Origin of the sequence: Flavicella sp., from assembly GCF_029238425.1 — a bacterium.
Classification (GTDB): Bacteria; Bacteroidota; Bacteroidia; order Flavobacteriales; family Flavobacteriaceae; genus Flavicella.
Genome location: NZ_JAQWGB010000206.1, coordinates 1 through 14,633 on the forward strand (window position 1 = coordinate 1; position 14,633 = coordinate 14,633).

The 14,633-nt window shown below is 33.4% G+C and carries 15 protein-coding genes and 1 pseudogene; 7 read left to right on the forward strand and 9 right to left on the reverse strand.

Annotated elements, in window-relative coordinates:
• Positions 1–273 (forward strand): annotated as a pseudogene (locus tag P8H68_RS13910) (hypothetical protein); the annotation flags it as partial.
• Between the two features lie 41 nt (positions 274–314).
• On the opposite strand, the gene P8H68_RS13915 reads toward P8H68_RS13910, so the two are convergent.
• From P8H68_RS13915 to P8H68_RS13955, 9 genes are all read right to left on the reverse strand, one after another.
• Positions 315–962 carry a hypothetical protein gene (locus P8H68_RS13915; RefSeq protein WP_300326489.1) on the reverse strand — a complete coding sequence of 216 codons (648 nt, stop codon included), beginning with the start codon at positions 960–962 and terminating at the stop codon, positions 315–317.
• Between the two features lie 22 nt (positions 963–984).
• Positions 985–2,175 carry a site-specific integrase gene (locus tag P8H68_RS13920; protein ID WP_300326492.1) on the reverse strand — a complete coding sequence of 397 codons (1,191 nt, stop codon included), beginning with the start codon at positions 2,173–2,175 and terminating at the stop codon, positions 985–987.
• Positions 2,176–2,292: 117 nt separating this feature from the next.
• On the reverse strand, positions 2,293–3,009 hold the full coding sequence (locus P8H68_RS13925) for a YebC/PmpR family DNA-binding transcriptional regulator (protein ID WP_300326495.1): 717 nt from the start codon (positions 3,007–3,009) through the stop codon (positions 2,293–2,295).
• A gap of 195 nt (positions 3,010–3,204) precedes the next feature.
• Positions 3,205–3,792: a GrpB family protein gene (locus tag P8H68_RS13930; RefSeq protein WP_300326498.1), complete on the reverse strand. Its 588-nt coding sequence runs from the start codon at positions 3,790–3,792 to the stop codon at positions 3,205–3,207.
• Positions 3,793–3,798: 6 nt separating this feature from the next.
• Positions 3,799–4,197: a group III truncated hemoglobin gene (locus P8H68_RS13935; protein ID WP_300326501.1), complete on the reverse strand. Its 399-nt coding sequence runs from the start codon at positions 4,195–4,197 to the stop codon at positions 3,799–3,801.
• Between the two features lie 3 nt (positions 4,198–4,200).
• Positions 4,201–4,551, reverse strand: a complete 351-nt coding sequence (locus tag P8H68_RS13940; protein ID WP_300326504.1) for a cupin — start codon at positions 4,549–4,551, stop codon at positions 4,201–4,203.
• A 26-nt stretch (positions 4,552–4,577) separates the two neighbouring features.
• Positions 4,578–5,768, reverse strand: a complete 1,191-nt coding sequence (locus P8H68_RS13945) for an acetate kinase (protein WP_300326507.1) — start codon at positions 5,766–5,768, stop codon at positions 4,578–4,580.
• The gene (pta, locus tag P8H68_RS13950; protein ID WP_300326510.1) at positions 5,768–7,864 is read right to left on the reverse strand and encodes a phosphate acetyltransferase; all 2,097 of its coding nucleotides are present in this window, start codon (positions 7,862–7,864) and stop codon (positions 5,768–5,770) included. The genes P8H68_RS13945 and pta overlap by 1 nt, the downstream gene beginning before the upstream one ends.
• Positions 7,865–8,072: 208 nt before the next feature.
• Complete coding sequence (locus P8H68_RS13955; protein WP_300326513.1) at positions 8,073–9,701, reverse strand: carboxyl transferase domain-containing protein; 1,629 nt, start codon at positions 9,699–9,701, stop codon at positions 8,073–8,075.
• A gap of 134 nt (positions 9,702–9,835) precedes the next feature.
• On the opposite strand from P8H68_RS13955, the gene P8H68_RS13960 reads away from it, so the two are divergent.
• The 6 genes from P8H68_RS13960 to P8H68_RS13985 form a co-directional block, all read left to right on the forward strand.
• Positions 9,836–10,189 (forward strand): DoxX family protein, encoded by a 354-nt coding sequence (locus tag P8H68_RS13960; protein WP_300326516.1) that lies wholly within the window; start codon positions 9,836–9,838, stop codon positions 10,187–10,189.
• On the forward strand, positions 10,189–10,599 hold the full coding sequence (locus P8H68_RS13965) for an OsmC family protein (RefSeq protein ID WP_300326519.1): 411 nt from the start codon (positions 10,189–10,191) through the stop codon (positions 10,597–10,599). The genes P8H68_RS13960 and P8H68_RS13965 overlap by 1 nt, the downstream gene beginning before the upstream one ends.
• Before the next feature lie 6 nt (positions 10,600–10,605).
• Entirely contained in the window at positions 10,606–11,136 is a 531-nt protein-coding gene (locus tag P8H68_RS13970) for an NAD(P)H-dependent oxidoreductase (RefSeq protein ID WP_300326522.1), read from the forward strand.
• Positions 11,137–11,142: 6 nt separating this feature from the next.
• Positions 11,143–11,580: a MarR family transcriptional regulator gene (locus tag P8H68_RS13975; protein ID WP_300326524.1), complete on the forward strand. Its 438-nt coding sequence runs from the start codon at positions 11,143–11,145 to the stop codon at positions 11,578–11,580.
• A gap of 96 nt (positions 11,581–11,676) precedes the next feature.
• The gene (locus P8H68_RS13980; protein WP_300326527.1) at positions 11,677–12,546 is read left to right on the forward strand and encodes a pirin family protein; all 870 of its coding nucleotides are present in this window, start codon (positions 11,677–11,679) and stop codon (positions 12,544–12,546) included.
• 111 nt (positions 12,547–12,657) lie between these two features.
• Positions 12,658–14,633, forward strand: a 1,976-nt coding sequence (locus tag P8H68_RS13985) for a glycosyltransferase family 39 protein (RefSeq protein WP_300326530.1), incomplete at its 3' end; no start/stop codon positions are given.

Here is a 14,633-nt window from a genome sequence, read left to right on the forward strand (position 1 = left end):
AGAGGAATTTCTTCTCATTTGGGAATAACCTTAAAGGATCTTAAAATATCGAATACACAGCGTTTAGTAGTTGGAGTTAAAAGAAGTTATTTTAAAAACACGATGACGGCTGATGTTACGAACTCAAATCCATTGATTCAAACTACAGGTATTTCTTCTCAAGTAACTACGGTACCAATTAAACGATTTGGGTTGTCTGTTTTTGCTGGGTATGATATAGCGCTAAAGCCAACTGTTGGAGTAGGAGTGAGTTATACTCCTTTGTTTTTTTAGACTTAATATTAAAGTAATATATAGCATTAGTTGTAATTACATTATTTTGTTTTAACCCTGGTGTTGGAGCTGTAGGTATGTATTTGTTTAATGATAGAATAATCAAATACATATAAAATAGTATAATCAGACGTGCATTTAGATTTAAAATCCCACTTTATCTTTTGTTTAATGTTTCCTGATTTATATGATTTCCAACTTTCAATGAATCTGTGAAAACCATAGTCATGACTATTTTGAACATTCACCCATCCAGCATAAAACAAACGAGGAGAGCTATTGCCTTTCAGGTGTATTTGACATTGGTAGTCAACTTCTTTACATGTTTTTGGTTTTTCGTAAACCTTTGAGATTGAAATAAACTTTATGGAGTCAAAATTCATTACTTGTCTTAGTGTGCTCTTTATTTTTTCTTTTTTATTATTGATTTTAGTGTAACTGAAATTAAACTCACAAATTGGCGGTTGATTTCCCATATAACAGTGTTCGCCTGTGTTAATATATTTATCAATGGCAGTTTCAAATGTTTTGATGACTGGATCGTCTATATCAACTTGAAAGGTAGTTTTAAAACCATCATTGTAAACAAGGTCAAATTGGCATAATTCAGTTTTGTAGCTGAATGAATATTGACTGAAAGAATGATGAGTTGTAAGGCTTAAAATTAAAATTAAAATAATCTTTTTCATAGTAGCTTTGATTTAATAATTGTTATCCAAATAGTTTATTCATAGTGTCAGATTCTTCCTTGTGATAAAAGTCTTTCAGGTAAGCTTGAGTTGTGGCCAATTTAGTATGTCCTAAAAGCTTGGAAAGCATTAGTATTCCAACATCGTTTTTAACAGCATAATCTGCAAAGGAATGCTTACTCATGTGCATTGATATCTTTTTTTGAATTCCGGCTTTTTCAGCTGCAATCTTTAAGGATCGATTCATGTTATTGTTGCCAATGTATATTTTATATTCTATTTCTTTTTGTGATTTTTTCTCCATTCCATATAAAATAGGGAAGACATATGTCTGATTTTTGTCTTTGTACTTTTCAAGAATATCAATTGTTTTTGGATTCATTGGAATTATTCTCCTGGAACCAGCTCTCTTTTCTGATTTGTTCATAGTATAAACAACATCATTGCCAATAATATTGTCCCATTTCAATTTACACATATCTGTAAACCTCATGCCAGCTGTATAAAAAGAAAATAGAAATAGATCTACTGAAAGTGAGAGGCCCTTGTGCCTTTTCTCAATTTTTAGATTTGAGAGCAATATTATTTCTTCAAAAGAAAGTGATATTTTTTCAACGTTTACAGTTTTTATTTCAAATCCTTTCATTGGATTATGTGGAATAACCCCACTTTTTACAGCTTTGTTTAATATCGCGTAAATGCTTTTAAAATTTGATGCTATAGTGTTAGGTTTATTACCTCTGTTGAGCATCCATTTTTCATAGTCTTTACAAAACTGGACAGAAATGTCACTGAATGTGATGTTTGATTGAAACATCTTTAATTTATCAATATAGATCTGGTTAGTTTTTGAAGTTCTATGTTGTTTTTTTAATTCCCATTCATCAACAACGGACTGAAAAAAGTCAATAAAAGAATTAGAGTCATACTTAACACTTGCAACCCACAGTTTTTTTAAACGAGCTGCAGAAACACCTTTGTTTTTGTAGAAAACAGATTGTATTTCATTCATCAAGTAACTGAGTTCTGAATTAAATTGATCTTCTAAAGGATGTTTTTTTACAACTTGTTTTTTAGGATCCCATTGATTGGTCTTGATAGATATCTTCGAATCTATATATTGAGTGTCCTTGTTAGAACTTGAAATTTTTAAACGAATCGATTTAGTTCCGTTCTTTTTAGTATAGGAGTTTAAAAAGTAGTTAAAATTCATTAGTTCTTTATTAGTTCTCTTTTTGAACAAATATAACTAAATATAAGTATTTATTAAAAAACAAAACCACCTAGTGAATTAGGTGGTTTGTGCTTTGTACACTGTGTTCTTTGAGGATTACATCTCTAAGGAGTGGTACACATTTTGTACATCATCGTCTTCTTCTAATTTTTCAAGTAGTTTTTCAACTTCTGCTTGTTCTGCTTCTCCTAGTTTTTTTGTTGTTGTTGGAATTCTTTCAAATCCAGAAGAAAGAATTTCCAAACTATGTTCTTCTAAATAATTTTGAATTGCTCCGAATTGCTCAAATGGTCCGTAAATTAAGATTCCATCTTCATCTTGGAAAACTTCTTCCACATCAAAATCCATCAATTCTAATTCTAATTCTTCTAAGTCTAAATCTACACCTTCAGATTTGATTCTGAAGTTACAAGTATGATCAAACATAAAAATTACCGATCCAGAAGTTCCAAAAGTACCATTGCATTTGTTAAAAGCAGCACGCACATTGGCAACAGTTCTGTTGTTGTTATCCGTTGCAGTTTCACAAACAATTGCAATTCCATGAGGAGCATATCCTTCAAATAAGACTTCTTTATAGTTTGCAGTATCCTTGTCTGTTGCTTTTTTAATCGCGCGCTCTACATTGTCCTTTGGCATATTTGCAGCCTTGGCATTTTGCATAACCGCTCTTAATCTAGAGTTTGTGTCTGGGTTAGGTCCACCTTCCTTTACAGCCATCACGATATCTTTACCAATACGTGTAAAAGTTTTAGCCATCGCTGACCAACGTTTCATCTTTCTTGCTTTACGGAATTCAAATGCTCTACCCATTTCTAATTGTAATTTACTTCTGTTAAAATTTGAAAAGCAAATGTAAAAATTACTACCCTAGTTTACAAGTTTTATTTAAACTTGATGAGTGTGGATAGTTATGTGAGTAGAGCAGTAGATTGTGGTTGTAGATGCGTATATTTTGCAGTCGTCCATTCGACTATGGTATTGTTTTTTATAAATAATTTTTTAGGATCAGGAAGCCTTGTTTTCTTTAGAAATTTTGCGAAGGTCAGAATCCTTAAAACCTTTTTTATTTAAAATTGAAGAAATAAATTCTGTTTTTCCAGATACATATGCTTCCATGTTATGGGGGAATTTTTTAGCAAGATTTGTTTTTAAAACGCCATAATCAGCGGCTTCATTGGGATGCTGTAATAAATAGTCTCTTAGAGTTGTATGGTTTAAAAAAGCTAAGCTGTTTTCCTGACAAACGTATAAATGATGAGCCATCCATGTTTTGTTTATATCAGATATCGGAACTTTTTCAGTTGTTCTTTTGAATGCTTCCCTACCCGAAATCCCTTGATCTCCAACATGTTTGTATCCTAGTTGATTTAAGATTTTGATTACAGAATGGAGTTGTGATTTAGTAGGGTTAATAACGATGTCAATATCCAAAATTGGTTTGGCTATTAAGTTTGGAATTGAGGTACTTCCAACATGTTCTATCTCAAGTATATTATCCTTTAAACTCTCAAATAAAATAGAACGGATGGAAGCAAATTCTTTTGCCCATAAAGGGTCATATGCAACGAGTTTTATTTTATTATTGAAAGCCAAGGAATTTTACTGTTGTGTTTTTGGTCTCTGATTCCAAATAGCCATAAATTGTCCATGAGCCATTCTTCTGGAGGCTTCTTTTGCTTTAATCGCTAGATCTCCCGTATAGAGTTCATCGATGGTTTCAAACCATAATTGTAACCATAAGCCAAAATGGACTTGATCCACTTTATGATGCAAGCCTTTATCTACATTGACATGCTTTAAGGTAGGGTTTCCTTTGAATTTAGGAATTCCAAACAAATTTGTTTCCCAAAAATCCGTTAGCTTTTCAAGATGTTCAGGCCAGTTCGTTTCTGGGATGTGTTTGTTGAAAATAGGGCCCAAAGTCTCTTCTTTTCTAATTTTTATATAAAAAGTATCTACTAATAGTTTTATATCTTTTCTGGATTCAATAGTTTTCATGGTCTATTGTTTTGTGGAATCATCAATCACCTTTTCCACTCGGTCCACAGTATCTTGTTTTGATAAAGTCAATCGAATGATGCTATCTTTCTTTGCGAGTAAATCATGAGGGATATTGGCATCAAGACTTATGATGGAACCTGCATCAAATGGATGAACAGTCCCCTGTACTCCAAAATCAACCAAACCTTCAAGTACATGTACAATAATTGGGAATTTTGTTTTATGCTCTTTCATCTCTTGACCTTCCTTCATTACAATGCGGATTTCTTTAGAGAAAGATGTTTCTAGGATTACTTTGGTTTTGATTTTATCTTCAAAAACCAACTCGTTGTTAAAAGATGTAATTTCCATGTGCAATATTGTAAAAGAGTTACTAATTATGATTCCTGTAAAAGATCAAAAGTTTGTTTGGCAATTTCAATTTCTTCGTTGGTCGGAATGATTAAGACTTTTACCTTTCCATCCGCTTTCTGAATTTCTCGAATACCTTTAGCCCTTGTGTTGTTGATTTCATTGTCTAATTGAATTCCTAGCCAATCCATGTCTTTACAACTTAACTCACGCATCAAACTAGAGTTTTCACCAATACCAGCTGTAAAAACAATAGCATCTAAACCATTTAAAATTGCGGTATAAGAACCGATGTATTTTTTTATTCTATGTGCTGCTAAATTCAAAGCATTGATACAATCTTTGTTTCCTTCGGCTGCTAAATTTCCTATATCTCTTAAATCTGAATGTCCTGTCAAACCTTTCATTCCAGATTCTTTTTGTAGTATATGATTTACCTCCTCTGCTGTTTTTCCAAATTTCTTTTGAAGATGAAAAATAACCGACTGGTCAATGTCTCCAGCTCTAGTTCCCATTACCAAACCATTTGAGGGGCCTAATCCCATTGAGTGTTCAACGCATTTTCCGTCTTTAATTGCAGAGATACTGCAACCATTCCCTAAATGAATGGTGATGATGTTTTTTGATTTTTCTCCTAGATATTCAATTGCTTTTTCTGAAACATATTTATGACTCGTTCCATGGAAACCATAGGCTCTTATTTCGTCTTCGCTTAAATACTTGTTTGGAATGGCATATTGATAGGCTTCTTGCGGCATTGTTTGATGAAAAGCAGTATCAAATATCACCGCCTGCTTTGCATTTTTAAAAACACTCTCTGCAACTTCAATACCTGTTAAATTTGCAGGATTGTGTAAAGGAGCCAAAGCAAATAATTCTTTTATATTTTCTTTTACATCCTCGGTTACCATAACGGTTTTTGTAAATCTGCTTCCTCCATGAACAACTCTATGTCCAACCGCATCAATTTCATCCACATTTTTAACCACGCCATAATCAGCATGCATCAATGCAGCTTCCACTTTTTTTAGAGCAACGGTATGATCTGGAATAGGGCATACCTCATTGTGTTCTTGCTTTCCTTTTTCATGTGTGAAAATGGCATCATCCATTCCTATTCTTTCTACCAATCCCACACATTTCACTTGTTGAGAGGGCATTGAAATAAGTTGATATTTCAACGACGATGATCCTGCATTCAGTACTAATATATTCATTATGATTCTTGGTTTGCTTGTATTGCGGTTAGTAAAACTGTATTGAAAATATCCTCAACAGTACATCCTCTACTCAAATCGTTTACAGGTTTGTTCAATCCTTGTAACATAGGCCCAATTGCCAATGCACCTGTTTCTCTTTGAATGGCTTTATAAGTATTGTTACCTGTATTTAAATCAGGGAAAATCAATACTGAAGCTTGACCCGCTACTTTAGAATCTGGCATTTTGCTTTTAGCGATATTCATATCTACTGCAGCATCGTATTGAATTGGTCCTTCAATTTTTAAATCGGGATATTTTTGAGAAACTATTTCCGTGGCTGCTCTTACTTTTTCTACTTGTTCTCCTTTTCCTGAACTTCCAGAAGAGTAGGATAGCATTGCTATTCTAGCATTGATACCAAACGCTTCTGATGATTGTGCAGAGCTGATGGCGATTTCAGCAAGTTGTTCCGCATTTGGGTTTGGATTTACCGCACAGTCTCCCATTACAGAAACACGATCAGGCAAACACATAAAAAATACTGAAGAAACAACCGAAACACCTGGCTTTGTTTTTATCAATTGTAAGGAAGGTTTGATTGTATGTTGCGTTGTATGGGCAGCACCAGAAACCATTCCATCTGCCATTTCCTTCATTACCATAATGGTTCCGTAATAAGAAACATCTTTGACCAAATCATTGGCAGTAGTTTCCGTCATACCTTTATGTTTACGAGCTTCGTATAAGGTTTGTGCAAATTCTTTATTGTGAACAGAGTCTTCTGGATTCAAAATATTGATTTTGTCTAAATCTATCTGAAGTCCTAATTGATCACATTTTAATTGAATGGTGTTTTTATCACCTAAAATCGTAAGGTCTACAATATCTAACAATTGTAAACGAGCAGCGGCTTGAATAATTCTATCATCATTTCCTTCTGGCAATACAATATGTTTTCTATTCACCTTAGCTCTTTGCATCAGGTTGTATTGGAACATATTTGGAGTAATTCTTTCTGAGTTGTATTGCGTAAGAATATTGGCAATCCCTTCTGCATTTACATAAGAATCAAAAGTATCTAAGGCCAATAATATTTTTTTAGAATTGGTAGAGTAGATTTTAGACTTCACCGCTCCAATTTTATTAGTGGTTCCAAAAGTTCCTCCCTTAACAGAGATAATGGGAACTGTAGATTGAACCCCTTCAATAAGTTTCAAAATAGATTCTTCTGGCAATAACCCTCCTGTTAAAATCAGTCCAGCAATTTTAGGATAATTAGAAGAGGCGTTGGCCTGTAAAGCTCCTAAAATAATATCTGCTCTATCTCCAGGGGTAACCACCAAAGCATTTTCTTTGATTCGAGTTAGGTAATTTCTTAGTTGCATCGCACCAGAACTAAAACTACCAATAGTATTGTCGATAAATTGTTCTCCGAATAAAACTTTACCTTCTAAAGCCTCGTTGATTTCTTTTACCGTAGGGTTTTCTAGATATAAGCTCTCCGGAATGACATCAATTTGAATTTCGCTAGGAATTACTTTTTTTAGTTGCGATGCCACCAATTCTCTGTCTTCAAGACTTACTTTATTTGCAATTAAACCAAGAATATCTACTTCTTTTCTTTTGAAAGCTTTGTAAGTAATTTCCATACTGTTGATAAACTCATCTGTTGTTTTGTTCTTTCCAGAGCCTACGATCAAACAAGGAATTCCTAAATTTTTAGCAATGGCAAGATTTAAATCAAGTTCCAAAAAACTTCCTTCTTCAGAAAAGTCAGTTCCCTCTACTAAAACATAATCAAAACGTGCTTCAAGGTTTTTATATTTTTCAATAACCGTTTGAATCACTTCATCCACCTTTCCTTTGCTCAGTAATTTTAAAACTTCGCTTTGCTTGTAGGCATAAGAATCAGATAGTTTTAAGTCTAAATTAAAAAAATTGATAGCTGTTTTGGTGTGGTTGTCAAATTGACCACTTTCGGTATCATTAATAATAGGTCTAAAATATCCTACCTTAATCGATTTCGTAAGCATCATTCTTAAAAGACCCAAAGAAACCAATGATTTCCCCGTGTGTGACTCTATTGTGGCAATATAAATAGCTTTACTCATTCTTTGTATGTTTTGTGATTCGAATTTACAAAATATTCGTATTCAAAAATAAAACCGAGTCTTTATTATTTTTATGATGCATGTCATAAACTGTAAACTATTTATAGAATATCAATTAGATAAATACAAACAGTATTTTAATTATTCGTTCAAAAAAAAGGTCAATACCGTTAAGTATTGACCTTTTTTAAATGTATAAATTATACGTTTAAGCTTGAATTACTCCAAGATTGAATTGTTTTTCTATCGGTGCATTGTTTGCAATATCGATTCCTGTGCTAATCCATTTTCTAGTATCTAAAGGATTGATAACTCCATCGGTCCATAATCTTGCTGCTGCATAATATGGAGATGTTTGTTTGTCATATTTTTCTTCAATAGATTTTAGTATTTCCGCCTCGCGCTCTGGCGTGATTACTTCACCTTGACTTTTTAATGAAGCTGTTTCCATTTGTAAAAGTACCTTGGCAGCTTGAGTACCCCCCATAACAGCCAAACGCGCACTTGGCCAAGCACAGATCAACCTAGGGTCGTATGCTTTTCCACACATGGCATAGTTACCAGCACCATAAGAATTTCCAATAACCACAGTAAATTTAGGTACTACAGAGTTGCTTACAGCATTCACCATTTTGGCACCATCTTTAATAATTCCACCGTGTTCAGATTTGCTTCCTACCATAAATCCAGTAACATCTTGTAAAAACACTAATGGGATTTTCTTTTGGTTACAGTTAGAGATAAAGCGAGTAGCTTTGGTTGCACTATCTGAATAGATAACCCCTCCAAATTGCATTTCTTTTTTTGCAGTTTTCACCACTTTTCTTTGATTGGCAACGATTCCTACTGCCCAACCATCAATACGTGCATAACCGCAAATAATGGTTTTACCAAATTCTTCTTTATAAGGTTCAAATTCTGAATCATCAACCAATCTTTTGATGATTTCGTTCATGTCATATTGATCCGCTCTAGATTTTGGTAAAATTCCAAATATTTCTTCTTGATTTTCTTTAGGCTCAATTGCTTCTTTTCTGTTGTACCCCGCTTTATCAGAACTACCAATTTTATCGATGATATTTTGAATGGTGTCTAAAGCGTCTTTGTCATCTTCCGATTTGTAATCTGTAACTCCAGATATTTCACAATGCGTAGTAGCTCCTCCCAAAGTTTCATTATCGATGCTTTCTCCAATAGCAGCTTTTACCAAGTAACTTCCTGCTAAAAATATACTTCCTGTTTTATTTACGATCAAAGCTTCGTCACTCATAATAGGTAAGTAGGCACCACCGGCTACACAACTCCCCATAACAGCAGAAATTTGAGTAATTCCCATACTGCTCATAATGGCATTGTTTCTAAAAATTCTTCCAAAGTGTTCTTTGTCGGGAAAAATTTCATCTTGCAGAGGAAGATAAACTCCGGCACTATCCACCAAATAGATAATTGGAATTTTATTTTCCATTGCGATTTCTTGAGCTCTTAAATTTTTCTTTGCAGTGATCGGAAACCATGCACCAGCTTTTACCGAGGCATCATTGGCAACAACTATACATTGCATGCCTTTTATTTTTCCAATTTTTACAACAACACCACCAGAAGGACAACCTCCGTGCTCCTCGTACATTTCGTCTCCCACAAAAGCTCCAATTTCTATAGCTTTAGCGTCATTATCTAATAAGTAACTAATACGTTCACGGGCAGTAAGTTTGCCTTTTGCATGAATTTTAGCAATACGCTTTTTACCACCACCTTCATAAACTTTTAAAAGCTTTTTCTTTAAATCTGTTGAAAGAAGTCTGTTAGAATCTTCGTTTGCGTTGAATTTTATATCCATTAGTATTGCTGATTTTTGCGCGGCTAAAGTACAAAAATGGAATCAAATATCATTTTTTATATACCTTGGTTTTATTTACCATGGTAATTAAAATTATTTTTATTACATTTGTACCATAATTAAAACTTTATATTATGAAAACGAATAAAATTATTTTTTGGATTGCAACAGGATTATTAAGTGCAATGATGTTAATGTCTGCTGGGATGTATGTTTTTAATAATGCAGAAATTCAACCTGTGTTTGTCGGTTTAGGCTTTCCTACTTGGGTCATGTATCCTTTGGCTTTTCTTAAGGTTTCAGGAGTGTTAGTAATCACGATCTCAAAATGGAAAACCGTTAAAGAATGGGCCTATGCAGGTTTCTTTTTTGATTTTTTACTAGCCATAGGAGCGCATGTTTCTATTGGGGATGGTGAACAATTTGGAGCAATAATAGCTTTGACTTTGTTGATTGTTTCTTATGTGTTTAGAAAAAGATTGGCTTAATGAAAGAGAAGCCTTCTTCAAAAGTGATGCTAAGTCCAGTAAATTTCAAAGCCAATGCACAAAGTGGAGGATTTACATATCCTGTCGATACGGCAAAAGAAAAAGGAGGTAGTGGTACAGGACCAACGCCTGTTGAATATTTTTTATCAGCCATTGGTGGTTGCGTTGCCATTACACTCCGAACGTATGCCGATAAAATGGAATGGGATTTAGGAGAAATTACTGTGGAGGTCAAAGAAGAGACCAAATTAACGCAGCAAGGAATTGTAAAAACTATTCATGAAGAGATTGTTGTAGAGAAAAAGATTTCAAAAGAACAATTAGAAGCTCTTAAAGAAAGAGCAAAAAGCTGTCCGGTGGCACAAATGGTAAAAAATCCAACTGATATCATACGAACAATAAAAAATTAATTAAAGATGAAAAATATAATAGTAATAGGTGGTAGTAACAGTAAAAAGTCTATCAATAAAACTTTGGCAACATATGCTGGCGAACAATTAGATGAGGTTGTGTTGACGATAGTTGATTTAAATGAATTTAAATTGCCTTTATATGGAATAGATTTAGAAACGGAGGAAGGAATTCATGAAGAAGCAAAAAGATTGAGCGGAATATTTGATTGGGCGGATGGATTTGTTGTTTCTCTTGCAGAACACAATGGAGCTTATTCAGCTGCATTTAAAAACGCATTTGATTGGTTGAGTAGAATCAACGGAAAGGTTTGGAGAGAAAAACCTGTTTTATTATTGGCTACATCTCCAGGTGGAAGAGGAGGGCAAACGGTATTGCAAATTGCAGCATCAAGCTTTCCTCATTTAGGAGCTAAAGTTACTGGGAGTATGTCTTTCCCATCTTTCTTTGATAATTTCAAAGATGGAGAAGTGGTAAATTCTGAATTGAAAGCAAGTTTAGCAAAAGAAATAGCGAATTTTCAAAAAGAAATTTAATAGCCTATGGGAGATTTAGCAAAAGATATAAATTCTACGTTCCCATCTGAACATGTAAAGGCTATAATCAATATAAAGTACACTGCCAATTGGATTGAAAATAAATCAAATCACGTTTTAAAGCCATTTAAAATTAGTGTTCAGCAATACAATATATTGAGAATATTACGTGGAGCGAAGGAAAAGGTAACCGTACAAACGGTGAAAGATAGGATGATTGAGAAATCGCCGAATACAACTAGATTGATGGATAAGCTTTGTGCTAAGAACTTAATGGAACGTGTTCGTTGTGAAAATGACCGACGTGTTGTATATGTTCAGATAGCTAGTTTGGGCTTAAAAATGTTAGAAGAAATAAATATGGATGGAGTAGGAGAGACCATGAATAGGTTGACGGAAGAAGAGGCAATACAGCTGAATGCTTTACTTGATAAAATAAGGTAGGATTGTGATTTTTAAGAGTGAAATTTTAGTCTTTTAAGGATTGTTTTTCTAAAACCTAAAAGACAGAATAAAATAAGTAATTAAAAAAATAAAGACATGAAACTTAAAAATATACAAGCAAAAAGTAAAAGTAATTTTGTAAACATGGGGCCCATCCGATTGAGACAGCCCTTACCAAGTTTTCAAATCAATGACGTAGATCCATTTATTTTACTACACCATTATGGACCATATGATATCAGTCCAGAAAGCAATCCTTTTGATTTAGGGCCTCATCCGCATAGAGGTTTTGAGCCGATTACTTTTTTAATTCAAGGGGAGCAATTGCATAGAGATTCCTTAGGGAATAATAGTGTAGTGAGTGGAGGTGATGTGCAGTGGACGACAGCAGGAAAAGGAATTATCCATGCGGAAGGACCTACAAAAGACTTTGTAGCAAAAGGAGGAAAGTTAGAAGGAATTCAATTATGGTTAAATTTACCAGCCTCTCATAAAATGATGGATCCTGCTTATCAGCATGTCAAAGGAAAAGAGATGCCTGTGATTTCAACTAAAGATGGAGCCTTGGATTTAAAAGTTGTTGCTGGAGAATTTGAAGGTGAAACTGGAAAAATAAATACGCAGACTTCTATAAATATGTTATGGGGGGATGCAAAAGCTGGAGCTCAAAAACAAATTGAAATAGCAAATGGTCATGATGCGTTGATTTATTTGATAAGTGGAGAATTGACGATTAATGATACAGAAGCTCTAAATGAAGATGGTAACAGAATGCTTACTTTTTCTGGAGCTGGTGATGGTATTTCATTAGTAGCGAATAGTAAAAGTGAATTTATTATTTTAACAGGAGAACCTCTCAAAGAGAAAGTGGCTACTTATGGCCCTTTTGTAATGAATACGCAAGAAGAAATTCATCAAGCCATGATGGATTATCAAACAGGTAAGATGGGGATATTGGAAGATTAATCTCTATCTTGATTAAAAAAAAGCTCGAATTTGATTCGGGCTTTTTTTTTGTTTTAGGATAACTTTAAAGATTATGATATTTTCGCATAAATCAGTCAAACAAAATATTTAATGAATTTTATCGAGAAACAAGAGAGTAGAATAATTGCAGTATTGCTTGTTATAGGGTTTTTGTTGAGGTACTTGTTTGTGGCTGATTTGGCAATTTGGGGAGATGAGTTTGTGTTTTATAATACGGCATTGAACTTTTTAAAAGGAACAGGAGAATTGTTTCCAGGTGATAATAATGGTGTTTTATATACCCTAATTTTATTGCCTCTTTTTAAGTTTGTTTCCACCTCTGTGGTTGTAGCTCGCTTACCAAGTGTGATTTTTGGTTCTTTGAGTGTGTATATGGTGTATCTATTGGGTAAAAAGACTTATAATAGATATGTTGGTCTCGTTGCTGCTGTATTAAATATATTCTCTTTAATGCTTATTTATTGGAGTAGGGTGCTGCGGAATTATTCGTTTTTTGAATTTTTCTTCCTCTTGTTTTTGTTGTGTTTGTATATGTTTGTAGAGCCTAAAAAGCTTGCAACAAATAATAAATATCTCAAGAAATTTAATATAGATATTCCTTCTTTTTTATATGTTTTAGGTTCTTTTATTCTAGCCTTCTTGAGTCACCAGCTTGTTTTTCTTTCATTTTTCGCACTTTCTTTTTATTTAGGAGTTATGGGAGTGAAAACTATTTTTGTGAAATCAGAAAAGAATGTTGTCAAATATAGATATGTTGGACTGGTTTCTTTATTAGTGATTTTATTACTAGTGATAAGTCCTATGTTTTTGGAATTTACTCGATCGGTGTTAAACTTATTACTACATCAAGAAATTGTAGACTGGATTGTACCCGACATAGATCGGTTAAAATATTTATGGGAGTCAGCACCTTATAAAGTTTTTGGGGTTTATAAAGATGTTATGCTGTATGATGTAGGGGCTATTTTATTGTGCTTGGCAGGAATAGGTATACTCTTAGGCTTGATCAAGAATTTTAAGCCTATGTTATACCTATTTTCTTTTTTTATCATTCCATTTGTTTTGATGAGCTTTGTATTCAGGGAAGCATTCGCTCCTAGATATTTTGTTTACTTGTTACCTCTGATACATTTGTTTGTGGGAGTGTTTATATATGAGTTGTATAAAATTATATCCTACCGATTTTCTTTTTTTAAAAGAAAGAAAGGTGTTTTGCTTTTTTCAGGAGTTGTTTTACTATTGCTGCTAAGTCAGGTAAAATATAAAGAGGTCTATAGTTTGGTGAGCGTAAAATTAAAGTCCGGTAATTTAGTAGACAAAAGATTGGCGCAATGGTATTTTATGGATTATAAATATGGTGCTAGTTATGTCAATCATTTTAAAAAGGAAGGCGATGTCATTTTTGCCACACATATAAACTCAGGGAAACATTATCTAGGAGATAGTGTTATTCAATTTCGTCAAATATATTATGATAGAAAAGCCAAGAAGTTTAAAAATTATCCTGAAAGTGAAAGGTATTCAGAATACGGAAGGAATATGAATACGATTAAGAAACTATATGAAGAAAATGAAAGAGGTTGGCTTTTAGCAGATCAATCATATTTTAGAAATAAACTTACTTCCGATGAAGCAAGAAAATGGGTTTTTAGTCATATGAGATATCACAAAAAAGGAACTATCGACGGAGGAGTTCAAATATTTAGATGGGATAAATCGAAAAAGGTTCCTAGGTATCAAGTTATAGTTGAAGATTTAGGGAAGAGTGATGTTGCGCATTTTTCTGCCGAATATAATGTGGTTGTGAAAGATAAATCTAATTTGAAAATTAATTTGGTTTCAGAGAATATTGATAACGATGAGGAAGGGGTAATGATTTTAAATAGAAAATATAGATTAAAGTTGAAGAAGAATACTGTATTTAATAAACCTCAATTGTTTTCAATTCCTATTGATGAAAAATATTTTGTAGAAGGAAATAACCTTGTGCAGTTTTTTTATAATAAAGATTTGCCTCGAAAAGAAGAAAAAGAGAAGGGATTTATTATATATGGCTTTAATTTTTC